The sequence below is a fragment of the Vibrio mytili genome, from assembly GCF_000830505.1.
GTDB lineage: Bacteria > Pseudomonadota > Gammaproteobacteria > Enterobacterales > Vibrionaceae > Vibrio > Vibrio mytili.
The window spans coordinates 37,399-60,900 of record NZ_JXOK01000062.1; the positions used below are offsets into that span (position 1 = coordinate 37,399).

Consider the following 23,502-nt stretch of genomic DNA (forward strand, 5'->3'; position numbering starts at 1 on the left):
AGCATCCCCTTCCAGCCGGGAGGCTGCAAACTACAAGCCATGGGATCAGGCACCGTGAAAAAGCGACAAAACAGTGGCAAGCCGACAAGAAAGATAAAAGAAAAGACAACGAGAATTTTCAATGAAAAGAATGTTAATTAACGCAACTCAAAAAGAAGAGTTGCGTGTCGCACTGGTTGATGGCCAGCGACTTTTCGATCTAGATATCGAGAGTCCAGGACATGAATCAAAAAAAGCAAATATCTATAAAGGACGTATCACACGTATTGAACCTAGCTTAGAAGCCGCATTTGTTGATTACGGTGCTGAGCGTCACGGTTTCCTCCCACTAAAAGAAATCGCCCGCGAATATTTTCCTGAAGGATACACATACCAAGGTCGCCCTAGCATTAAGGAAGTGCTAACTGAAGGCCAGGAAGTCATCGTTCAGGTTGAAAAAGAGGAACGTGGTAGCAAGGGCGCAGCTCTGACTACTTTCATTTCTCTTGCAGGTAGTTACCTCGTACTAATGCCTAACAACCCCCGAGCTGGCGGTATTTCTCGTCGAATCGAAGGTGACGAACGTACTCAACTGAAAGCTGCTTTAAGTACATTAGAACTGCCACAGGGTATGGGTCTAATCGTTCGTACTGCAGGTGTCGGAAAAAGTGCTGAAGAGCTAGAGTGGGATCTTAACGTCTTACTTAACCATTGGGGCGCAATCAAAGGTGCAGCAGACGCTAATCCTGCTCCATTCTTAATCCACCAAGAAAGTAATGTTATCGTTCGAGCGATTCGCGATTATTTAAGACGTGACATCGGCGAAATCCTGATTGATAGCAATACTATTTATGAACGTGCGAAAGAGCACATTCAGTTGGTACGACCAGATTTCCTGAACCGAGTTAAAAAATACGACGGCGAAGTACCTCTGTTTAGCCACTACCAAATTGAGAGTCAAATAGAGTCAGCTTTCCAGCGTGAAGTTCGCTTGCCGTCTGGTGGCTCAATTGTCATCGACCCAACAGAAGCCCTAACTTCGATCGATATCAACTCTGCCCGAGCAACTAAAGGCGGCGATATCGAGGAAACGGCCCTAAATACCAACCTAGAAGCAGCCGATGAGATTGCTCGTCAGCTACGTCTTCGTGATCTAGGTGGTCTGGTTGTTATTGACTTTATCGACATGACACCGGTACGCCACCAGCGCGAAGTTGAGAACCGCCTACGTGAAGCCGTTCGCCTAGACCGCGCTCGTGTTCAAATTGGTCGCATCTCTCGCTTTGGTCTGCTCGAAATGTCTCGTCAACGTTTGAGCCCTTCTCTCGCAGAAGCGAGCCACCACATCTGTCCACGTTGTAGTGGGACAGGCGTCGTCCGTGATAATGAATCTCTTGCGTTATCAGTGCTTCGTCTAATCGAAGAAGAAGCATTGAAAGACAATACGGCACAAGTGTTAGCAGTCGTTCCTGTTCCAATTGCGTCTTACCTTCTGAACGAAAAACGTCGTTCTGTTAATCACATCGAACGTATCCAAGAAGTGAAAATTACGGTTGTTCCAAATTCAGACATGGAAACACCGCATTTCGAAGTTATTCGTGTTCGTGAAGGGGAAGAATTCGACCTCATTTCTTACTTACTTCCTAAAAAGCTGGAAGCATTGAAAGAAGCAGAAGGTAAAGAGCCTGTTGAAATCGACATCAAACCTAAACGCCTTGAAGAACCAGCGCTAAAAGGGTTTGCTTCTCCATCACAATCTGCACCGGCACCTGTCGCTAAGCCAGAGCCTCAAGCAGTGAAGGAAACAGCACCAGTTGAACAGCAACCAGGATTATTCAGTCGCTTATTTAAAGCGCTGGGAAGCTTCCTGTTTGGTGGTTCAGAGACTGCACAAGAAGAATCGAAGCCACAACAAGATTCACAGGATAACCGCGACAATACGCGCAATAAACGTGAGCGTAACGAGCGCAACGATCGTCGTCGCAATAACCAACGCGACAATCGTGATAATCGCCGTCGTCGTAAACCTCGTGATGAGCAGCAAACTAATGAGCAGAATAACGACACTCAACAGCAAACTGCCAACAAGCAAAAGAACCGTAATCAAAAACGTAAGCCAAAAGCTCAACAAGCAGACAAAGCTCAAGAGCAAAAAGCCAATACAAAAGTAGTTGAAAAGGGTCTACAGCTTGCTGAAGAAGCTCGCACTGAAACTCAACCAGACGCGAAGCCTGAAGCCAACAAAGCCAAGGCAAATGCGAAAACGGAAAAAGTGAAAGAGCGCCGTCAACGTCGTAAAATCAATAAATCGGTTCGCGTCAAAGACCAGCAACAAGCAACGGCACCAGTTGAAGAGCCAATTAAAGTGGCAGAAACGGCTGAGGTTGCAGTAGAACAAACGCCAGTAGAAACGACAGCACCAGTCAGCAAGAGCAAGACAACAAGCAAGCCGAGTCGAAACAACGCCGTAACCGTCGTTCTCCTCGTCATTTACGTGCTAGTGGTCAACGTCGTCGTCGTGGCCGTGATCGTCGCCCTAACCCATTCCGTCTACGCAAAGGTGGGGTTGCCTCTCCAGAAATGGCGATGGGTAAAGTGATGCCACGCTACATTCCTAAAGCTGCTCCTAAGAAACAAGCAGCCGTGAAGGAAGAAACCGCAGTGGCTGTAACTTACGGTGGCTTTGCGTGTCCTGAGATGGCCATGGGTAAAGTGATTCTACGTCGCGAACAACCTGTAACAGCTGAAGCTCCAACTATTGAGCCAAAAGTTCAACAAGTAGCAGAAACACCTGTCGCACAGGAAGCAGTAGAAGTCAAAGTGGACACACCTGTTGTTCAGACTGCGGAGACAACAGTAACTGAATCTATTGCCGTTGAATCTATCGCTTCTGAAGCAGCAAAAGTGGAATCGCCTGTTGTTGAAGCAACGGATACGGTTGTAGAAACAGAGAAGCCTGTGGCAGAGAAACCTGTGACTGATGCGGTTGAAGAAGCTGTAGAAGAGACTGCAGTTGAAGCACCTGCTACACCAGTTGCAACCGCAGAGCCTAAAGCAACGGTTATCAAAGTTACGGCTAAACCAAGAGCGAGCGCACCGATGACAAAAGCTCCTGGTCCACAAGAGCTACGCGAAATACAAGTGACTGCAGCGCCGCTTAAGCGCGATCGCTACCAGCCGAAAGGTGCAGGTAGTCAAGTTGCTAAAAATAGCGCTTCAGCGGCAATGACAAAGCCTAACTTTAGCTAAGTTGATCTATTTGTACTGAGTTACAGAAGAAAACTAAGGCTGCCTTCATAGGCAGCCTTTTTTTATCGCTCATAAAAGCACATAAGCAGAAATACTCATTAAAATATCAATAGTAGATCACATTTGTTGTTCAATATCCGTATCATTCTTGAACTTAGTCACACTTTTTTGATAGGATTCGCCGACTCAAGTTTTCGACACCATTCTAATGCGACTCTTTTACTACTACGGTTTACGCTGTGTGAATTGACTATCCATTTGCTATCAGCGGCTAAAGCAAATACGAATATGTGTCGGAATAAACTCATCTCAACGAGAACTAAAAACCAACATGTTCGAATTTCCGCAATTTTCTAAGTACTCAGTAAAAAACGATGTGCTATCAGGTTTAACCGTCGCTCTCGCGTTAGTCCCTGAGGCTGTCGCATTTGCTTTCGTTGCAGGCGTAGATCCAATGGTCGGTCTATACGCTGCGTTTATCGTCGGCCTCGTGACTTCAATCTTTGGTGGACGCCCTGGGATGATCTCGGGAGCGACAGGCGCGATGGCTGTAGTCATGGTCTCGCTGGTCGCAACGCATGGCGTACAGTACCTGTTTGCAGCGATTATGCTGGCGGGCATTCTGCAAGTCTGCGCGGGGCTTTTTAAGCTGGGGAAATTTATCAGAATTGTTCCACACCCAGTAATGATTGGCTTCGTTAACGGCTTAGCCATTGTGATTTTCCTTGCTCAATTAGGTCAGTTTAAAGCACCAGACCTCAATGGAATGCTCACATGGTTACCACAAGACCAGATGATGCTAATGCTTGGCCTGGTGGCATTAACGATGGCTATCATTCACTTTTTACCCAAAATCACCACAGCAGTGCCGTCTTCGCTTGTCGCGATTGTAACCGTTACCGCACTGGTTATCGGCTTGGACCTTGAAACCCGTACTGTTGTGGATTTTCTGCGCACCATGTCTGGGGATGAGGCTGCGACTTTGGCAGGTTCACTACCAACCTTCTCGATTCCGATGGTTCCGTTTACCTTGGAAACGCTACAAATCATTCTTCCGTATGCCATTATTCTCGCTGCTATTGGCTTGATCGAGTCTCTACTGACTCTAACAGTGCTAGATGAGATGACGAACAGTCGTGGTCAGTCTAACCGTGAATGTATTGGTCAGGGTATGGCCAACATGACGTGTTCAGTGTTTGGTGCCATGGGTGGTTGTGCAATGATTGGTCAATCCATGATTAACGTGAACTCCGGGGGCCGTGGACGTCTGTCCGGCATTGTTGCCGCTGTTGCTCTACTGATGTTCATTCTGTTTGCATCCTCTTTGATTGAGATGATTCCGCTTGCGGCACTGGTTGGCGTTATGTTTATGGTTGTGATTGGCACTTTTGAATGGGCAACCTTCAAACTTGCCCGCCGCGTACCAAAACAAGACTTTTTTGTTATAGTCCTTGTAACCGTCGTAACTGTTCTTACTGACTTAGCCATTGCGGTCGCGGTTGGCGTGATTGCCTCTGCATTGATGTTCGCTTGGCAACATGCAAAACACATCTATGCCGATACGTGTATTAATGAAGAGGGTTCAAAGGAATATAAAATCCACGGTCCTATCTTCTTTGGTTCCGCAGCAAGCTTCCTTGAGTTATTTAATGCTCAAGACGATCCCAACGATATCATCGTTGATTTTGCCGACTCTCGCGTTACCGATCACTCTGCTATTGAGGCCATTGAGACGCTCGCAGAGCGCTATGCTAGCCAGGGTAAGACATTGCACCTTCGCCATTTAAGCCCTGATTGTCGCAAGGTACTAGACAAAGCAGGTAGCCTAGTGGAAATCAATGTAAAAGAAGACCCAAGTTACAAAGTAGCGACAGACCTTTTAGCGGGTTAAAGCGCAGCAAACAAAAAGGGATGAGTAAAGCTCATCCCTTTTTTCGTTTTACAAACCCGATGTTTTGTATCGCCCAAACTGAGATTACAGTTTGTTCAAGATCTCGACCGAAGCATCTTCGATTAAATCTAAAACCAGCTCAAATCCATCGCCATCGCCATAGTACGGATCGGGAATCTCATCGTAAGCCGATGTTGAGTGACTTAAAAACAATGACACTTTATCGCGATATTTTGACGGGCACATATCTAACAAATCGGCCAAGTTTGCTTTATCTGCGGCAAGAATCATATCAAAGTATTCAAAGTCACTGACTGCAACTTGTCGAGCACGCATACCGTCAAACGAGTACCCTCGTAGTTTCCCTGCCGCCATCGCTCTACGATCTGGGGAATGACCAGTGTGATAACCTATCGTGCCTGCGGAGTCCACTTCCACATTAACCCCTTGTTCAAGAGCTTTCGCTTTCAATACCGCCTCTCCGGTCGGTGAACGGCAAATATTACCCATGCACACAACAAGTATTTTCTTCATTTTATTCCCTGATTTATTCGATGGTTTTTCTTCACTTATGGTTGGTCTATCATAGCGAGTAAAATCAGCTAACCCAAGTTCAGGCGCATAAGTTACGCTGAACCAAAAGGAATTAAGAAAATATGACATCTAGCGAAGAGAATAAGCAAGCTCGCCACAAAGCTCGCCAACAGAAAGTTAAAGAGCAAGTCGACGCACGAGTCGCCGCCGCTCAAGAAGAAAAAGGCTTGTTATTAATCATCACTGGTAACGGTAAAGGCAAGTCAACATCGGGCTTCGGCACCATCGCGCGCGCGGTAGGGCATGGCTTAAAATGTTCAGTCGCACAGTTTATAAAAGGCACCTGGGACAACGGCGAACGTAACCTGCTTGAGAAACTCGGTGTAGAATTCCAAGTGATGGCCACTGGCTTTACGTGGGAAACTCAGAACAAAACGGCGGATACCGAGGCTGCACAGCTAGTTTGGCAAGAGTGTAAACGCATGCTGCAAAATGAATCTATTGATGTCGTTTTATTTGACGAACTGACTTATATGGTCAGCTATGGTTACATTGATTTAGATGAAGTCGTCGATGCACTGAGCAACCGGCCAAAAATGCAATCAGTGATTATTACCGGACGAGGCGCACATAGAACTTTAATCGAAATGGCCGACACGGTGTCCGAAGTCAAAAACGTAAAACATGCTTTCGAGTCTGGCGTCAAAGCACTCAAAGGTGTGGATTGGTAGGGGAAAAAGGTACTAGGCAAATAAGGTCCTAGGTCCTAGGCGAGCGCAACGGAGGCTATGTGCCTCTTTGTTGGCATATTTGTGTTTACTATTTTGGAATACGGATTACAGAGTACGGAGTCACTGTCTGTACTCCGTACTCTGTGAGCGAAGCGTTCCGAAATCGAAATAGTCTTTTCCTAGGAGCTCAAATACCTAGTTAAATAGGCCTTTAATTAGACTATCGACCGCTTCTTTCGTTTTCTCATCTTTAATTTTATCCGTGAGCTTTTCGACACCACGGTCAATTTCTTTGCGCGCTTTCTCTTTAAGAACATCATCGAACACCAGCTTGAATTTCGGATCCGCCCATTTCCCAGAGACATTAATTGGAATGGTAATATCTTTCAGTTCATCGATATTCTTTCCACCCTGCCCTTCCAGTGTGCCAACGATTGACGTACTGATAGTAAAGTCGACGGTTTCGTTAAGGTAGTTCGCCTTACCATTACCACGTACACGAAGCAGTGGGGACTGGGCTTGCATGTCATTCGTAGAAGCAACACCGCCGTTTAGCTTCAATGTCGCAGTCATAGCACTGAAGTCCGTTTTCTTTACTTCGCTTGTCCCTTCAACGGACTGTCCTTTGAATTTGGCGTAGTTCTCACGAATGAGTTGCGCTACGTTGACCCCGTGCACGGCACCATCTGCAAAATTTATCATCACGGTACCCGTTAAGTTCTTTTTAATCCCAGTAGGCGTTAAGCTACTGCCTTTCACATTAACGTCAATGTTACCAGTGCCTTCCAACTTATCATTATCTGCCACATCAACCAGTAATGGCTGAACATGCACGCCTTTGATGGATTTTTTGACAGTGTATGTCGCAGGGGTCTTGCGTGCATCTAACTGTGCTTTTGCGTTAACACTACCTTGATAAAGCTTCGAGCTGAACGATGTTAATTCTGCCAAGCCACGGTTAACCGTAAAGCTCGCTTTTACCGCTTGCATGTGCGCGTTAGCGGCTTTAAATTTATCGACTGTAATATCCCCTTTAACATCCATTGCTTTCAACGCTGACAAATCTGGTTCAGTTTCAGTAGATGCTTTGCTTTCTCCTGCAGAGGTATCTGCTTTAGATTCGTTTGGCTTATCCAGACCAAGGAACGAATCCAAATCGATTTCAGGGCTATGCAACGCAAAACGAACTTGCGGGATATCAGCCAAAGTAACGTCTGCTTTTCCATCAAGCGCAATTGCATTGGCCGTCAGCTTTTCCAGGATAAAACTTAAATGGCTCTTCACGATATCGAAAGAAAGATCTGAGACCATATCTACTTTCATTGGAGACTGAGGTAGTGATTGCCCTTCTAATGTCGACTTCAGCGTCAATTCGTCTAATTGAACTTTACTGATGTTTTTATCTACGGTGAGCTGACCGTCACCTTGCATGGTCACTTGTAAATCAGACACCACCCCTTTTAAGGCATAGGTAAGCTTGTTGGCTTGGTCAAACTCAAACGTGTCTAGACCAATCGTCGCTGATTCAATCACATTGTTTGGATCCGAGTAACTGGCATCCACATTAACGTTCTTCAGCGCGTAACTTGCCAAACCTTCTGACACCATGAAGTCTGCCTTACCTTGCGCTGCAAACTTCTGATCATTCATTTCGCCTTTCACCGCAAAGTCTGCGCTCGTCCAGCTATCAAACGCAAACTCTGAGAGATTCAAAGTAATGTCATACAGCTTAGTAAAATTACCTGCTTGATTATCTTGTATTTCTAGCGAGCTATTCGAGACCGTAACACCCGCTAAATCCACTTTCCAACCAGTGCTCGCAGACTGGCTTTCTTCAGGAACTGAAGCCACTTCCTCTTTCTGTTCTGCTTGCTGAGATTGTGCTTGCGTAAGTGCATCGATGTTCTTAGTGCCATCTTCTAGAATTTCTAAGTAAAAGTCAGCGCCATCAAGAGTGACATTACCAATTTCTAAATGCTGATTGAGCAGCGGCATAACTGATACGTCAACACCGACCGTCTCGACTTTGAATAGATTTGGCTGACTAAAGCCTTGCGGGTTTTTCAGCGCAGTACGGCCAAGCTCTAAACCAACGGATGGAAAAAATTGCCAACTGAGATCGCCCTCGATCACCAGTTCCAAACCCGTTTGTTTCTGTACTTGTTTTACAATAAGAGGCTTAAATTGGTTGGGGTTAACAAAAATGGTTAACGCCAAAATGGCACCCAAGACGAGTACCACTGGTATCGCGAGTATTATGAGCAGTTTCTTCATTTGTTTTTCCTAGCGCAATTTTTTTAGATTATAGTCAGAGACTTCCAACAGAGAACGAAGTTCAACTCATTTAACTGTAACTGACTAATTTGAAGATAAAAAAAAGAAGTGACACCTAAAGTGCCACTTCTTTTCATAAAAATAAAGCGATACCGCTTAATCCACGCCTATGCTTTCAAAAGTCTTGCAATGTGAGCTTTTAATACATCAATGGCAATGCGGTTTTTTCCGCCACGAGGTACAATGATGTCCGCATATTGCTTAGAAGGTTCGATAAATTGCATGAACATCGGACGCACGGTTTGTTGATACTGCTTAAGTACGGACTCCATAGTACGTCCGCGCTCTTCAACATCACGTTTAACACGACGAAGAAGACAGATATCCAACGGCGTATCCATAAATACCGTCGCGTGCATCAGGTCCCGTAAACGCGGATCAGTCAGGAGAAGAATACCTTCTAAAATGATCACTTTTTTCGGGGTTAGGGTCGTAGTATTACTTGTTCTAGTGTGCTCAGAGTAGCTATACTCCGGCACTTCAACCGCTTCACCACGAACTAACTTTTCTAGGTGCTCACACAACAAGTCGTGATCTAACGCACTCGGGTGGTCATAGTTAGTCTTTACGCGCTCTTCCATGCTCAAGTGACTTTGGTCATTGTAGTAGCAATCTTCCGTGATAACTCCGATTTGATGGTCGCCAACTTTCTCGCGAATCTCATTGTAAATGGTACTTGCGATCAAGCTTTTTCCAGAAGCAGAAGCGCCAGCAATACCGACGATTACGCATTGATTATTATCAGACATTAGTTTGCACCCGATGAAGATTTACAGTCACATAAAATAAACCGCATGATTATAGGGAGTTCATACCCTAGTTGCTAGCTGCAATTAGAGTTTAGTCTCAGTTTTCTGTTCGCCCAGAGCCTACGCTCTGAGCAAACGTTAAAATACGCAACTTTACATCATAAATATTAACAAACCAGGCCTATTAACCTTAATTGACCATAGTGAAATCAATTGCATCAGGCTTTGGCTTTCCTTGCCAAAATAAGCGACTACACACCTGATCAGCGAGTTGCTTATAATATCCTGCATGTTCACTTTCAGGCCGTCCTGCAACCGTCGGCACACCAGCATCGATATCTTCACGCATTTGAATATGCAGTGGTATTTGGCCCAACAATGCTAAGCCAAATTCTTGCGACATTTTTTCCGCGCCACCCATACCAAAAATATGCTCTTTAGCTCCACATTGACTACATATGTGGTAACTCATGTTTTCTACAACCCCAACAACAGGGACATTCACTTTATTAAACATTGCCGCACCTTTACGTGCATCTGCCAACGCTAAATCTTGTGGTGTGGTAACCAGTACTGACCCTGTAACAGGGATCTGTTGAGACAACGTCAACTGAATATCACCCGTACCCGGCGGCATATCAATGACCAAATAATCCAAGTCAGGCCACTCCGTCTCGTTTAACAGCTGAGATAGTGCTTTCGACGCCATAGGACCACGCCAAATAGCGGCTTCTGATTTATCCACTAAATAACCAATAGAATGAGTATAGATGCCATGAGCGAAAATAGGCTCCATCCATTTCGAGTCGCGAACTTGAGGCTTCGCATCTTCTTGCCCCAGCATCATGGGTACTGAAGGACCATAAATATCCGCATCGAGCAACCCGACCTTCACCCCTGACTGCGCAATGGCTAATGCTAGGTTAACGGCAGTGGTCGATTTGCCGACTCCACCTTTTGCAGAGCTGACTGCAATGATATTTTTAACGCCTTTAACGCCATTCGCCACCTGCGTTTCAAGTGCTTTAACATTGACCAAGATCTGGTAGTCAAATGGTGGAACAACCTTTGACGCTTGTTGCTGTTGAATCCAAACGCAAAGTTCTTCTTTGAGTGCGTGACTCGCAAATGGCAATTGTATTTCTACGTTGCCCGTAGCCTGAACAACTATGACACCGTGGATATCTGCCCAGTTTTCCACCAACTGTGGATGTTGAAATTGGTTGAACCAATCACAAAAATCTTGCTTTGAAGTGAACGAATGCATAAATCCTCCTTTTAAGAGCCATGCTACCACTGACATGTTAGAAGCAGAACCCTAAAAAACTAAGGCATTCCACAGTTTGACACCTTGGAGTTAGTGAGCTCATGGGGTAGTATTGTCCATCAAATCTTTTATACCTATCAAGAAAAGCGAATATTAAGTATGGCAAACGATCCAAGACACCTTCCTTCAAGGAAACTGCTGGTAACTTGTGCCCTTCCGTACGCTAACGGTTCGATCCACCTTGGTCATATGCTTGAGCATATCCAAGCGGACATTTGGGTTCGTTACCAACGCCTACGTGGCAACACTGTAAATTTCATTTGTGCTGACGATGCTCACGGCACGCCAATCATGCTTAAAGCGCAACAGATGGGTATATCTCCTGAAGAAATGATTGCAGCGGTCAGTGAAGAGCACCAAAAAGACTTTGCAGGCTTTGATATTAGCTTTGATAACTACCACAGCACGCACTCAGAAGAAAACCGCGAACTGGCTTCACATATCTATCTAGAACTGAAGAAAAACGGTTTTATCTCGAGCCGCACCATATCTCAGCTATTCGACCCAGAAAAGGAAATGTTCTTACCGGACCGCTTCGTAAAAGGCACGTGCCCTAAATGTAAGTCTGAAGATCAATATGGTGACAACTGTGACAACTGTGGTGAAACTTATAGCCCAACAGAACTGATCAATCCTAAATCTGCCGTCTCTGGTGCCACACCAGTTATGAAAGACTCAGAACATTTCTTCTTCGACTTACCTCAGTTTGAAAGCATGCTAAAAGAGTGGACTCGCTCTGGCTCACTACAAGCTGAAACCGCGAACAAAATGCAAGAGTGGTTTGAATCTGGACTGCAACAGTGGGATATCTCGCGTGATGCACCCTACTTTGGTTTCGAGATCCCAGGTGAGAAGAACAAATTCTTCTATGTATGGCTAGACGCACCGATCGGCTACATGGGTTCTTTCAAAAATCTATGTGATAAGCGTGACGACTTAAACTTTGACGAATACTGGAAGCAAGACAGCTCAGCAGAACTGTACCACTTCATCGGTAAAGACATCGTCTACTTCCACAGCCTATTCTGGCCAGCAATGCTAGAAGGTTCTGGTTTCCGTAAGCCTAACAATGTGTTCGTACACGGCTACGTAACCGTCAACGGTGCGAAGATGTCTAAGTCTAAAGGCACGTTCATTAAAGCGAGCACTTACCTTGATCATTTAGATCCAGAGTGTCTACGTTACTACTACGCAGCGAAGCTAAACAGCCGTATCGACGACCTAGACCTTAACCTTGAAGACTTCACTCAACGCGTAAACGCTGACGTTGTAAACAAGATCGTTAACCTAGCATCACGTAACGCCGGTTTCATTGCGAAACGTTTTGAAGGCAAACTGTCTGACAACTTCGCAGAACCTGAGCTGTACAACGAATTTGTTGCAGCAGCTGACCGTATCGCTGAGCTTTACGAAACGCGTGAATTTGGTCGAGCTATTCGTGAAATTACCGCATTGGCTGACAAAGCAAACCAATACGTTGACGAAAAAGCACCGTGGGTTGTGGCAAAAGAAGAAGGCAAAGATCAGGAACTACAAGAAATCTGTTCTGTCGGTATCAACCTGTTCCGCGTACTGATGACTTACCTAAAACCAGTCATGCCAGCACTTGCTGCACGTACTGAAGCGTTCCTAAATCAGGAACTGACTTGGGAAAACATTGCTGCGCCACTAACGGGTCACGAAATTACTAAGTTCAAAGCGCTATTCAACCGTATTGATCCGAAAAATATCGAAGCGATGATCGAAGCATCGAAAGAAGATGCAGCGGCAGAAATGGCGGCGAAAGAGAAAGCAGAAGCGGAAAAGAACAAGGCTAGTCAAACTGAGCTAGACAAAGATCCAATCGCTGAAGAGATTGATTTCGACGCTTTTGCCGCAGTTGACATGCGCATCGCTCGTATTATCTCTTGCGAAGAAGTACCAAAAGCAAACAAACTGCTTAAATTCCAATTAGATATCGGTGGTGAAACTCGCCAAGTGTTCTCTGGTATCAAATCAGCGTACAAACCTGAAGAGCTAGAAGGCAAGCTAACCGTAATGGTTGCGAACCTAAAACCTCGTAAGATGAAGTTTGGTATGTCTGAAGGCATGATCCTAGCGGCTGGCCCTGGAGGCAGCGACTTGTGGATTCTTGAGCCACATGAAGGGGCTCAACCTGGTATGCGAGTCATGTAATACCGATTGAAGTAAAAATACAAATCCCTGCTTATTGGCAGGGATTTTTTTGAACAAACTCACACTTTTAGTGCGAATTGCACCATAGATATGCAACCTATCTACTTCATTTAAAAATAACTGGTTGTTTTTTATGAATTTAATGTCGGTGCAAAAATTGCATAACTGTCCTTGCTAGGTCCAAACAATAACAAGGAGTTGGTTATGTTTGTTTTGATATCGATTATATTATCCGTTGCGATTTTAGCGGGCATGTATCATCTGTCTTCTAAGCGAGAGCAACAACATGCCCGCAGATACGAACTACTAACGCTATTACGCGATGTTATCCAGTTACTTCGTCGTCATCGAACGGCGACACATTACTCTCTTCAATTTCGACATGATAAAGAACAAGAAATAGAACAAGTTGCTTTGGAGTTGAACAGTAAGTTAAATATTCTGGTTGATACATCACGTTTTGAAAACAAGCCTATGTATCGTGTGCTACAGATTAAAATCGGTAAAGTGCTAGAAGAATGGCATGACATGTCAGTCGCACGCAACCAGATGGAACACGGTAAGTTAATTCGACACACGCTGTTCTTGATGGACGAGGTAACCATTGCTTGGCTAGCTATTGAACAACGAGATGATCTTCATGATGACTATCACATGAACTGGCAGTACATTATGGACAGCCTCGAAACCCTGACCCAACTGCGAATTAGTATTAAAAGTATGCAAAGCGCCCATGACAACGATCGTCTAAAACACAATGCGTCAGTTATGTTACGCAAACTGAACAAACTAGCGATCATCGCTCCTCTAAGTCTCTCGGCTCCTGCCGCCATTGGCTCAATAGAGTTACTGAACGAGTATGTTGAGGGTAACAAGCCTGATTTAACCGAAGAAGCGCTTTATAAAATCACCTCAGACTTATCGTTGGCTCTGTTTAACACCTATGACCATGTATTGTCTGAGATTGTTGAAAGTCTTTACATACCGTTACCCCGGCTTTCACTAGCGTGTTAATGACCAGACTCTCTGTTGTCAGATTCGCTATTGTCGAGCGTCAAAAATAAAAAGCCGCAGGAGACTGTTGTCCTCTGCGGCTTATTTCATCGATAACGTAATGAAAAATTACAGGCAGTTAATAACCTTGAATTCCCATTTATACCAATAAATTAGCTATCATCTTCGGTAAAATTGGTTGGCAATTGTTTTTTCATTTCATTCCAAATTTGTGCACTTTCCATACCATAGTGGCGAATGACGATAGGCAGTTGCTCACGCTGCGCATTTTCGCAAGTATCTAGGAGTTGGTAATAAAACTTCAGTGCTAGCTCGCGAGAGGCAGGATTTGAAAAATAGTAGCTACCTACACGATCGTAGAGCTTTTTCAGACCGTTAAAAATGAGACCGTAGATTTGGTTACCGGAATGAAATGCCAAACGCTGGAAAAGCATGTAGTCATAAAAATTGAAAGTTTTCGCAATCAGAATTTCTTGACGCTTTTCTTCGTCTTTTTCATTTTCTTCTTTAACGTTTTGCAAAACTTTTTCAGCATAAGGAGAAGTTTGAATAAACTCATCCCAAGAAGCAGCATTCGTTAACGCTTCACAAGACTCAATAACGTTCCTGATAGTACGTTCAGAGTTCTCTTTATTTACTTTAAAAGCATATCGCATAAAGATAGGGCTGATATTGGTACGTGCCGCGAGCAAGTCCTCAACGATATTGGTCGCATTATCTACGTCTAACGTCATTAGCGTGTCCAAGATATGCAGCCCAGAAGTCTCCATAAATTGGTTGACTTTTGTCGGCTTTCCGTGCTGAATTGTTAACCATCCATCACGAGCTAATCGTTGAAGCACCTCGCGCAGCGTGGTTCTGGTCACACCAATAAGTTCAGATAGTTCGCGCTCAGCAGGTAAAATTGAGCCAGGAGGAAAACGGCCGTTCCAAATGCTCTCGATAATGTACTTTTCTGCAAATCCAGCAGGGCTTTTCGCCTTTATGACCATTCTACTTTTTATCCAATATTGATTTCTTAGGGTCGATGGCACTCATCATACCACTAGTTGTCACTTATACCCAAATGACTTCAAAACACAGAATTCGCCGTATTGTTTGCATTCCAATTTCAATAAAATTCATGCGATAAAATTACGCAGTTTTTTCCGTTCTTTGACATAATCAAACAACGGTAGAACATAGGAAAATAGCGGGTTTGGGCATTAATTAAAGGGTTTGAGTTAAAAGGTCATAACTTAAGCATACTGGACGGTATCAGTATACAAATAGACACTTACTCAACGTAAACACAAATGCGATATTGGCCCTGTCGCAAAATTTGACAGACACAGTACGTGCCCAAAGTATATTATTTAACCACACTTCCCAAAATCGTCTTTCATCATTAAAAAATTAATACAACCTACATCACAATTTCATATTTAAAATATGCAAAATTACTTTGTGCTTTCACAGAGTTGTTTTTGTTTAATATGCCTTTTATCGCCTCTCCTCGTCCTTTAGAATCGAAAGCGATGTTTTTAAAGCCTTTCAATAGATAATAGTGCAGCTCAGATCGCGTTATTAAATAAAAAAAGCCATTTTCTTCGTATGTACTGCTTTTAGATATTGACTATAGACTACCTCGGTGTAGAGTTTGCGGTCGTAAAGTTAGCAGTGCTTAAGTTCAAGGAAGTAACTTGGCAAGACTCCAATAGAACGATGGATTGTTGTTTTACTAAGTTATTGTTTTTTAAGGGCTGGTTAATAAAACTCATAAACATACACCTAGCTGCTAGCAATTAGTGTCTATTTATAATTTAGTTATTAAAGAGAGTTAACATGCCGATTTCGCTCGGAAACGCTTTTATCAAAAACTTTTTAGGTAAAGCCCCTGATTGGTACAAAGTTGCCATTATTGCGTTCTTAATTATTAACCCGATTGTCTTTTTCTTGATCGACCCATTTGTTGCTGGCTGGTTGCTTGTCGCTGAATTTATCTTCACGCTTGCTATGGCATTGAAATGTTATCCACTGCAACCGGGAGGATTACTTGCCATTGAAGCCATTGCCATTGGTATGACCAGCCCAGGTCAAGTGAAACATGAATTAGTCGCGAACATTGAAGTTCTACTGCTGTTGATATTCATGGTGGCGGGTATTTACTTCATGAAGCATCTTCTGCTCTTTATTTTCACCAAAATACTGCTTGGTATTCGTTCAAAAATATTACTCTCCCTTGCCTTTTGTTTTGCAGCTGCATTTCTGTCTGCTTTTTTAGATGCCTTAACGGTTATTGCGGTAGTCATCAGCGTTGCTGTCGGTTTCTACTCTATTTACCACAAGGTCGCTTCCGGGAATCCCATCGGGGATCATGACCACACGCAAGATGATACAATTACCGAGCTGACTCGTGATGATTTAGAAAATTACCGTGCTTTCTTACGTTCTTTATTAATGCATGCTGGTGTAGGTACCGCACTTGGTGGGGTGACAACCATGGTCGGTGAGCCTCAAAACCTGATCATCGCAGACCAAGCAGGTTGGTTCTTTGGTGAATTCTTAATCCGCATGTCACCAGTGACATTACCGGTGCTTATCTGCGGGCTTATCACTTGTGCCTTAGTTGAAAAATTAAAGGTATTCGGTTACGGCGCTGAGCTTCCTAACAATGTTCGTCAAATCCTTGTAGATTTTGACAATGAAGAGCGCAAAACGCGTACGAAACAAGATGTGGCTAAGCTTTGGGTTCAAGGTTTTATCGCCGTGTGGTTGATTACAGCTTTGGCTTTGCACTTAGCAGCGGTTGGTTTAATTGGCCTTTCAGTCATTATTTTAGCGACGTCATTTACCGGTGTGATTGACGAGCACTCCATGGGGAAAGCATTTGAAGAGGCGCTGCCATTCACTGCCCTACTCGCGGTGTTTTTCTCCATTGTTGCGGTGATTATCGATCAGCAGCTATTTAAACCCGTTATCGATGCGGTACTTGCGGTCGAAGACAAAGGAACACAACTTGCGTTGTTCTACGTGGCAAATGGTTTACTCTCTATGGTGTCTGATAATGTCTTCGTCGGTACGGTGTACATTAACGAAGTCAAAGATGCTCTGATACATGGCGTCATCAGTCGCGAACAGTTTGATTTACTTGCTGTTGCCATCAATACTGGGACCAACTTACCGTCAGTAGCAACGCCAAACGGCCAAGCCGCCTTCCTATTCCTTTTAACATCGGCACTAGCGCCGCTCATCCGCCTGTCTTATGGCCGAATGGTCGTTATGGCGCTGCCTTATACGGTTGTTTTAGCCGTCGTCGGGCTGATGGGGATCATGTTCTTCCTCGAACCTGCCACCGCGTCTTTTTACGATGCTGGTTGGATACTACCTCACACTGGGGATTTAACACCAGTCGCTGCTGGCGGGCATTAAAAATTTCTGTTGATTAGGAAACTTATACACGATAAAAAGCTCTGACTATTCAGGGCTTTTTTATACTTTAATACAGGACGGATACCGTGACCTTTTTAAACTCATTGAACCAATTTTCGAAGGGACGCTTATCGTGGCTGTTACTTCTATTGTTTGTTCTATTTTTCGAAGCATGCGCCTTATACTTCCAACACGTCGTAATGCTTGCACCTTGCGTCATGTGCATTTATGAGCGCGTCGCCATGCTCGGTGTTGGTGCTGCGGCCATCATAGGCTTCGTATCACCAAGTAACGCGCTATTTCGGTGGTTAGGTTTAACCGTTTGGGGAGCAAGTGCGTATAAAGGTCTGCAACTCGCGCTTCAGCATGTTGACTATCAATTTAATCCATCGCCGTTTGCGACCTGCGATCTATTTGTTACTTTTCCAAGTTGGGCGCCGCTTAATCAATGGGCACCTTGGATGTTTGAAGCCTACGGCGATTGTTCTAAAATCGTTTGGCAGTTCCTAGACTTATCGATGCCGCAATGGCTAGTGGTTATCTTCGCAGGTAACTTAATTGCTTTAGCGTTCATCATCATCGCCCAATTCTTCCCAGCAAAGCGAAGAAATCCGATTCTATAAGTGACAATGTCATTCAGTGGACCTGCCCTTACATCAGTATGTCCTTATAACAATATGTCCTTATAAGAATGCGTCCGTACACCAATAACAACAAAGCCGATCCTAAGATCGGCTTTTTCTTTGTATTGAGCTCATTGAAGCTTACGAACGTTGTTTATCACTTAATCTTTCACAGCCTAGTGCGATTTTCCGCAGCACTGTTTAAACTTCTTACCGCTCTCACAAGGACACGGGTCATTACGCCCAATCTCTTTAAACGGGTTGAGACGCTGTGACTTGCCACCGACCATCAATTCGTCTGCGCCGAGGGCAACCTCACTGACCATGAGGTCAAGTTGCTCAATCAAATCGCCCAAAGTCGGTGGTGTTTCGATACCAGCATCGCGCATCTGTTGCTGAGTAGACTCCTCATCTATAGCCAGCATCATTGTCGTCAATAATGCTTGTAGCATTCGCTGTAGGCCGTCGTTGAGCTCGACTTCCTGCCATTGCTCTTCGAGCATGCCCCAAACCGACATAAAACCTTCGGCAAAGTCGGCCAGTTGTGCGGGATCATTTTCTGTCAGCGCTAAGGCCGAATATTCGTTGCGTAAAATCAGGTTATGCTGCTTGTGAATTTGCTCTTCGACCGCTGGTTGAATCGTTTTAAAGCTTTCCCCTAACAATGGCTCTAACCAAGTTTCTGGTGCCAAAGGTTGGGTGGTAAGGTTTGCGGCTAATACCGCTCCTTCCATAAACAGTGAAGACTCCTCAAACTGAGTTTCACTTATTTCGATCAATGTGTATTGCATGACATCTGTTTCTAATAAATTTGTAAGCATTATACCGCACAGCAAGAGTCTAGGTAAGCTTAGGAGTTGGTTGAGACTTAACGAGTCTTTTAATGACAAACCAGGTTTACATCGCTACAATCGCTTCCCTTTTTCACCAAACTGTATTAGGCAAGTTATGCGAGTTGTATTAGGTCCAATGGAAGGCGTTTTGGATCATTTGATGCGCCAAATTCTGACCGAAATAAACGACTATGATCTATGTGTAACCGAGTTCGTGCGTGTCATTGACCAAGTTTTACCCGATCACGTGTTTCATCGTCTATGTCCAGAGCTTCTCCAAGGTTCACAGACTGCATCCGGTGTTCCCGTGCATATTCAGTTACTTGGCCAGGAGCCAAACTGGATGGCTGAAAACGCAATAAAAGCGGCGAATTTAGGTGCCCGAGGCATCGACCTTAACTTTGGCTGCCCAGCAAAAATGGTGAATAAAAGTAAGGGTGGCGCAGCATTGTTACAACATCCAGAGCTGGTACACCAGGTCGTCAAAGCATGCCGAGATGCCGTACCCGATAGCATACCAGTGACAGCAAAAATCCGTCTTGGGTGGGACAATCCGGATGATTGCTTTGAGATAGTCGACGCTGTCCAGTCTGCAGGCGCGAATGAACTCACTGTGCACGCTCGTACCAAACAAGGCGGCTACAAAGCATCAGAAATCAAGTGGGATTATATCAATCAAATCCGCTCACGATTTTCGATACCGTTAATCGCAAACGGCGAAATTTGGAATTATTCAGATGGTCAGCGATGCATAGAAACCACAGGGGTAAACTCTCTAATGGTTTGCCGTGGCGCATTCAACATCCCAAATTTGGGCAATATGGTTAAACACAACCACCAGCCGATGCCTTGGTCTGAAGTAGTAGACTTGCTGATTTATTACTCGAGATTTGAAATGAAAGGTGACAAGGGGTTGTACTACCCAAACCGAGTCAAGCAATGGTTTGCTTATCTGCGTCAAGCATACCCAGAAGCGAAAGACTTATTCCGCGAAATTCGTACTTACAACAAAGCCGCCCCCATCGTTGAGCATATCCAACGCTATCAAGAGGCATTACAAAAGCAAGGCTCACCAGTTACCTAATACTCAATGTACTAGAGTTATTAAAACAATAGAGATTGCATTAATAACAGATTTTGTTTTTTCCTGTGGTTTTCGCTTGATAGAGCCTTTCATCCGCTATTTTAAACAACTCAGCAAAGTCTCTTGATTGCTTTGTCGTTTCAAAAGCCACACCGCCAGAGACCGTAAATCCATTTTCGACAATACTGGGAGAGCGTTCGTCAATCGCTCTTCTAATCCGCTCTAGAATGTGTTTCATACCTTCCGTGTCTTCGTCATAGATAGCTAACACAAACTCTTCACCACCAAATCGAGAAGCGGTATCGGTATGACGAATATTGTCACGAATGCATTTCGCAACAAGTTGGATCGCCAAATCACCGACATCGTGACCAAAACGGTCATTAATGCTTTTAAAGTTGTCAATATCAAAGACCGCTAACGCGATGTTCTTTTTGGTCATCTTGTTGCGCCAAACCGCTTGCATTCCGCGTCGGTTCAACAATCCTGTCATAGGGTCACGAGATGCTAAATCTTTGAAGTATCGCCCTTCTTTATACGTATTGGCAGAAAGCATCAAAACGGTACTTAACACGTACAAAAACAGCGCAAAAATGAGGCTGTATTTTTCGAAAACAATCAGATTTTTAATTTCATCCCAAAGATCATATTCGTAGTAGATGCGCTGATGCGAGTTTAACTGATCGAGTACAATAGGCTCTACTCGTACCGCATCAGTAGGTACTACTTGATCACTTGCGATAAAGTGAAGCTTGCCCACTAAGTTTTTCGGGGTTTCAAACAATATATGCGTATTGAAATCAATGGCCAAGATACCTTGATGAATACCATTTTCAAAATATGGTATTGCTAAGCTAATGATTTGCCCGGTGACAGAATCAAGTATCGGGCCTGCATCCGCTTGGGTAATATACACTTGATTTTGTACAGAGCTTATCCAAAATTGCTGGGCTTTTAACGAAGATAACAACTCTTTGGTAAAATGTTTCGCGTAATTACCGGGCGATAAAATCACATAACCACGTTTATCGAGGTAATGCATTCCTATGATATGGGGCTCCAAATCGTGGAGAAAGGACAGTGAGGGAGCAAAACCGACCTTCTGCTCCGCAAGCCGATTCATTTCAGAGCCCTCTTGGCATAGACTCTTCTCTCCCACAATCACATATTCACGATCTGATGCGGGCAAACCTCCCGTATAGGGCTTATCCAAAAGCAGTCTATTAATCGGCCAAATGTAACATGTTCCATCTTTTAGCATCTGATTGTGCTCTTTAGTCAATGGAAGCGCATAGTTAGTATAATTGGAAAAACTATAGTCGAGCGCAGATAACACTTTTACGCCCCGCGCTAGAGCTCGATCCACCCGCGCATATTCAACATCAATATAGCGATTCACTGAATCGTAATAATTTTTAGTCGTTACGAGAATGACGATGACAAATAGCATCAAAGGAAAAATAATGACAAATGAGAGGCTAAAACGTCTTTTGTTAATCATTGGGTACCGATATCTGAGGCACTCCGTCATACTTGTAAACAAAATCGCGGCGTGCCAGTTTTTATTAATACTAAAGTTTAATCAATCAAAAATGCAGTGTCACATTACCACCCTCATTTTGTGGCTCTTGTTCCTATACGGATAGGAAGTATGACTAAGTACGCCTAACTGAACGAAACAGCTTAGGTTATTTGGGCATTAAAAAACCCCCTTATCATCCGTAAATTCACTACGGTTAATAAGGAGGAGATTATTTCCATCGACCTTAGAGTCAGTCAAACTTAATTAAGTAATAAGCTATCGTCAGCGAGCTCCTCACCTCTTACTTTAGAGAACATCTCCAACAAGTCAGGGACGTCCATACTGGCTCGTTGCTCACCCGCGACATCCAGAACGATTTCTCCTTGATGCAACATGACGGTTCTATCACCACAAGCCAATGCATCTTTCATGGAGTGAGTCACCATCATCACGGTAAGATCAAACTCACTCACAATGCGTTTGGTGAGATCAATAACGAACGCAGCCATTCGTGGATCCAGCGCTGCGGTATGCTCATCAAGTAACAACAGCTTGCTGTCTGACAGTGTTGCCATGACCAGACTTACCGCCTGTCTTTGCCCACCAGATAGCAAACCAATACTATCACCTAATCGGTCTTCTAGCCCCAGTCCAAGAATGCTGATACGTTCTTGGAATATTTTACGTCGCTTAGCTGACAACGCTAAGCCCCAGCTACGTGTTTTGCCACGCATATATGCCAAGGCCATGTTTTCTTCTATCGTCAATTCTCCACATGTGCCTGCCAGTGGATCTTGAAACACTCTGGCACATTGTGTCGCTCGTTGGGCAACGGTTTGTTTGGTTACATCCTTTCCATCAATAACCACTTGACCACCAATCATTGGCGTTTCGCCTGTTACCGCACCCAATAACGTTGACTTGCCTGCGCCATTGGAACCGATAACGGTTAAAAACTGATGTTGAGGAACCTCAAGAGACACACCTCGTAACGCACGGTTTTCTAATATGGTGCCAGGGTTGAACGTCACTTGAATATTGTTAAGTTCAATCATAATGTCTCCCCAGAGCCTTTTTTCGATGCTTGTTGTTTAGCATCTGTCACTCGCTGTTTCGCCTTCATATTCTTCTTAAGTTTTGGTGCGATAAGCGCAACTGCGACTAATACTGCTGTTACGAGATTAAGGTCTGATGCTTGCAAACCAAACATTCCTGAACTCAAAGCAAAAGCGACGGCAAGACGGTACAGCACAGAACCGATAATTACGGCTAAAACCGCCACCCAAATCTTACGACCTGGGATTAAAGTTTGACCTAAAATCACCGCTGCTAAACCAACAACAATGGTACCTACGCCTGATGTCACATCAGCAAAGCTGTTCGTTTGTGCAAACAAAGCGCCTGCAAACCCTACAAAACCGTTTGATAATGCAAGACCGAAATAGGTATAGAAGCCAGTGCTTGCACCTTGCGCAGACACCATTCGTGCATTTACACCCGTTGCTCTCAAGCCCAATCCAAAATCACTGTTTAAGAGACGAACAATAAAAAACGCAGAGATTAGGACAAGCACACCAACAACTAATGGACGAATAAGCATGGGATCTCCCATGGATTCAAACGGAGTCAGAATGGTGTCTTCTCCCAACAACGCCATATTTGGCTTACCCATAATGCGAATATTGATAGAGAACGCCGCGATCATGGTCAAAATTGAAGCCAAAAGGTGCAAAATACCACAACGAACGGCAAGAAATGCGGTGACCCACCCTGTCATACCACCAGCAATGATCGCCATCCCAGTGGCAATCCATGGGTTGATACCCGCGACGATTGCCGTGGCCGCGACAGCAGCGCCCATAGGGAAACTGCCATCCACACTAAGGTCGGGAAAATCAAGCACGCGAAACGTCAGGTAAACCCCCAACGCAACCAGACCATAAATCAAGCCAATCTCTAGCGCGCCAAAAAAAGCAAATGCAGACATAACTACTCCTTTCTGCATATTCAGGCCGGCAAAGCTCGACCTGAACTATATCCTTTAAA

Annotated in this window: 16 protein-coding genes and 1 pseudogene; 8 read left to right on the plus strand and 9 right to left on the minus strand. The window is 44.3% G+C overall.

Annotation, left to right across the window (positions count from 1 at the left end):
* Window positions 1-121: 121 nt before the first annotated feature.
* Together rne and SU60_RS16040 are read left to right on the plus strand one after the other, a co-directional pair.
* Window positions 122-3,228: pseudogene (rne, locus tag SU60_RS16035) on the plus strand (ribonuclease E).
* Window positions 3,229-3,559: 331 nt separating this feature from the next.
* Window positions 3,560-5,119: a SulP family inorganic anion transporter gene (locus SU60_RS16040; protein ID WP_041156409.1), complete on the plus strand. Its 1,560-nt coding sequence runs from the start codon at window positions 3,560-3,562 to the stop codon at window positions 5,117-5,119.
* Between the two features lie 84 nt (window positions 5,120-5,203).
* Here SU60_RS16040 and SU60_RS16045 read toward each other — a convergent pair whose 3' ends face one another.
* Entirely contained in the window at window positions 5,204-5,653 is a 450-nt protein-coding gene (locus tag SU60_RS16045; protein WP_041156446.1) for a low molecular weight protein-tyrosine-phosphatase, read from the minus strand.
* A 122-nt stretch (window positions 5,654-5,775) separates the two neighbouring features.
* Here SU60_RS16045 and cobO point away from each other — a divergent pair, with 122 nt between their 5' ends.
* Window positions 5,776-6,384, plus strand: a complete 609-nt coding sequence (cobO, locus tag SU60_RS16050; protein WP_041156410.1) for a cob(I)yrinic acid a,c-diamide adenosyltransferase — start codon at window positions 5,776-5,778, stop codon at window positions 6,382-6,384.
* Between the two features lie 195 nt (window positions 6,385-6,579).
* Here the strand turns inward: cobO and SU60_RS16055 are convergent, their stop codons facing one another.
* The 3 genes from SU60_RS16055 to apbC form a co-directional block, all read right to left on the minus strand.
* Window positions 6,580-8,658, minus strand: coding sequence for an AsmA family protein (locus SU60_RS16055; protein ID WP_041156411.1), 2,079 nt, complete (start codon window positions 8,656-8,658; stop codon window positions 6,580-6,582).
* 167 nt (window positions 8,659-8,825) lie between these two features.
* Window positions 8,826-9,467, minus strand: coding sequence for a uridine kinase (gene udk / locus SU60_RS16060; RefSeq protein WP_041156412.1), 642 nt, complete (start codon window positions 9,465-9,467; stop codon window positions 8,826-8,828).
* 190 nt (window positions 9,468-9,657) lie between these two features.
* On the minus strand, window positions 9,658-10,734 hold the full coding sequence (gene apbC, locus SU60_RS16065; RefSeq protein WP_041156413.1) for an iron-sulfur cluster carrier protein ApbC: 1,077 nt from the start codon (window positions 10,732-10,734) through the stop codon (window positions 9,658-9,660).
* A gap of 159 nt (window positions 10,735-10,893) precedes the next feature.
* On the opposite strand from apbC, the gene metG reads away from it, so the two are divergent.
* Complete coding sequence (metG, locus tag SU60_RS16070; RefSeq protein ID WP_041156414.1) at window positions 10,894-12,969, plus strand: methionine--tRNA ligase; 2,076 nt, start codon at window positions 10,894-10,896, stop codon at window positions 12,967-12,969.
* A gap of 204 nt (window positions 12,970-13,173) precedes the next feature.
* On the plus strand, window positions 13,174-13,983 hold the full coding sequence (locus SU60_RS16075; RefSeq protein WP_041156415.1) for a hypothetical protein: 810 nt from the start codon (window positions 13,174-13,176) through the stop codon (window positions 13,981-13,983).
* 152 nt (window positions 13,984-14,135) lie between these two features.
* Here SU60_RS16075 and fadR read toward each other — a convergent pair whose 3' ends face one another.
* Window positions 14,136-14,975 (minus strand): fatty acid metabolism transcriptional regulator FadR, encoded by an 840-nt coding sequence (fadR, locus tag SU60_RS16080; RefSeq protein ID WP_041156416.1) that lies wholly within the window; start codon window positions 14,973-14,975, stop codon window positions 14,136-14,138.
* An 832-nt stretch (window positions 14,976-15,807) separates the two neighbouring features.
* On the opposite strand from fadR, the gene nhaB reads away from it, so the two are divergent.
* Window positions 15,808-17,394: a Na(+)/H(+) antiporter NhaB gene (gene nhaB, locus SU60_RS16085; protein ID WP_041156417.1), complete on the plus strand. Its 1,587-nt coding sequence runs from the start codon at window positions 15,808-15,810 to the stop codon at window positions 17,392-17,394.
* 86 nt (window positions 17,395-17,480) lie between these two features.
* A complete protein-coding gene (gene dsbB / locus SU60_RS16090) occupies window positions 17,481-18,017 on the plus strand; it encodes a disulfide bond formation protein DsbB (protein ID WP_041156418.1) in 537 nt (178 codons plus the stop codon).
* A 176-nt stretch (window positions 18,018-18,193) separates the two neighbouring features.
* On the opposite strand, the gene SU60_RS16095 is transcribed toward dsbB, so the two are convergent.
* Window positions 18,194-18,808, minus strand: a complete 615-nt coding sequence (locus SU60_RS16095; protein WP_041156419.1) for an SEC-C metal-binding domain-containing protein — start codon at window positions 18,806-18,808, stop codon at window positions 18,194-18,196.
* A 157-nt stretch (window positions 18,809-18,965) separates the two neighbouring features.
* On the opposite strand from SU60_RS16095, the gene dusC reads away from it, so the two are divergent.
* Window positions 18,966-19,934, plus strand: coding sequence for a tRNA dihydrouridine(16) synthase DusC (gene dusC / locus SU60_RS16100; protein WP_041156420.1), 969 nt, complete (start codon window positions 18,966-18,968; stop codon window positions 19,932-19,934).
* Between the two features lie 40 nt (window positions 19,935-19,974).
* Here the strand turns inward: dusC and SU60_RS16105 are convergent, their stop codons facing one another.
* The 3 genes from SU60_RS16105 to SU60_RS16115 all read right to left on the minus strand — a co-directional run bounded on the left by SU60_RS16105 (window position 19,975) and on the right by SU60_RS16115 (window position 23,443).
* A complete protein-coding gene (locus SU60_RS16105; RefSeq protein ID WP_041156421.1) occupies window positions 19,975-21,435 on the minus strand; it encodes a GGDEF domain-containing protein in 1,461 nt (486 codons plus the stop codon).
* Window positions 21,436-21,716: 281 nt separating this feature from the next.
* Window positions 21,717-22,511, minus strand: a complete 795-nt coding sequence (locus SU60_RS16110) for an ABC transporter ATP-binding protein (RefSeq protein ID WP_041156422.1) — start codon at window positions 22,509-22,511, stop codon at window positions 21,717-21,719.
* Window positions 22,508-23,443: an ABC transporter permease gene (locus SU60_RS16115; protein WP_041156423.1), complete on the minus strand. Its 936-nt coding sequence runs from the start codon at window positions 23,441-23,443 to the stop codon at window positions 22,508-22,510. The genes SU60_RS16110 and SU60_RS16115 overlap by 4 nt, the downstream gene beginning before the upstream one ends.
* Between the last annotated feature and the right edge of the window lie 59 nt (window positions 23,444-23,502).

Excerpts from the sequence above, each read along its gene's own strand:
- SU60_RS16040 (WP_041156409.1), top strand. The coding sequence starts at position 3,560 with ATGTTCGAATTTCCGCAATTTTCTAAGTACTCAGTAAAAAACGATGTG.
- SU60_RS16095 (WP_041156419.1), bottom strand. The coding sequence starts at position 18,808 with ATGCAATACACATTGATCGAAATAAGTGAAACTCAGTTTGAGGAGTCT.
- SU60_RS16055 (WP_041156411.1), bottom strand. The coding sequence starts at position 8,658 with ATGAAGAAACTGCTCATAATACTCGCGATACCAGTGGTACTCGTCTTG.
- SU60_RS16110 (WP_041156422.1), bottom strand. The coding sequence starts at position 22,511 with ATGATTGAACTTAACAATATTCAAGTGACGTTCAACCCTGGCACCATA.
- dusC (WP_041156420.1), top strand. The coding sequence starts at position 18,966 with ATGCGAGTTGTATTAGGTCCAATGGAAGGCGTTTTGGATCATTTGATG.
- apbC (WP_041156413.1), bottom strand. The coding sequence starts at position 10,734 with ATGCATTCGTTCACTTCAAAGCAAGATTTTTGTGATTGGTTCAACCAA.
- cobO (WP_041156410.1), top strand. The coding sequence starts at position 5,776 with ATGACATCTAGCGAAGAGAATAAGCAAGCTCGCCACAAAGCTCGCCAA.
- udk (WP_041156412.1), bottom strand. The coding sequence starts at position 9,467 with ATGTCTGATAATAATCAATGCGTAATCGTCGGTATTGCTGGCGCTTCT.
- nhaB (WP_041156417.1), top strand. The coding sequence starts at position 15,808 with ATGCCGATTTCGCTCGGAAACGCTTTTATCAAAAACTTTTTAGGTAAA.
- SU60_RS16045 (WP_041156446.1), bottom strand. The coding sequence starts at position 5,653 with ATGAAGAAAATACTTGTTGTGTGCATGGGTAATATTTGCCGTTCACCG.
- SU60_RS16105 (WP_041156421.1), bottom strand. The coding sequence starts at position 21,435 with ATGATTAACAAAAGACGTTTTAGCCTCTCATTTGTCATTATTTTTCCT.
- SU60_RS16075 (WP_041156415.1), top strand. The coding sequence starts at position 13,174 with ATGTTTGTTTTGATATCGATTATATTATCCGTTGCGATTTTAGCGGGC.
- fadR (WP_041156416.1), bottom strand. The coding sequence starts at position 14,975 with ATGGTCATAAAGGCGAAAAGCCCTGCTGGATTTGCAGAAAAGTACATT.
- metG (WP_041156414.1), top strand. The coding sequence starts at position 10,894 with ATGGCAAACGATCCAAGACACCTTCCTTCAAGGAAACTGCTGGTAACT.
- SU60_RS16115 (WP_041156423.1), bottom strand. The coding sequence starts at position 23,443 with ATGTCTGCATTTGCTTTTTTTGGCGCGCTAGAGATTGGCTTGATTTAT.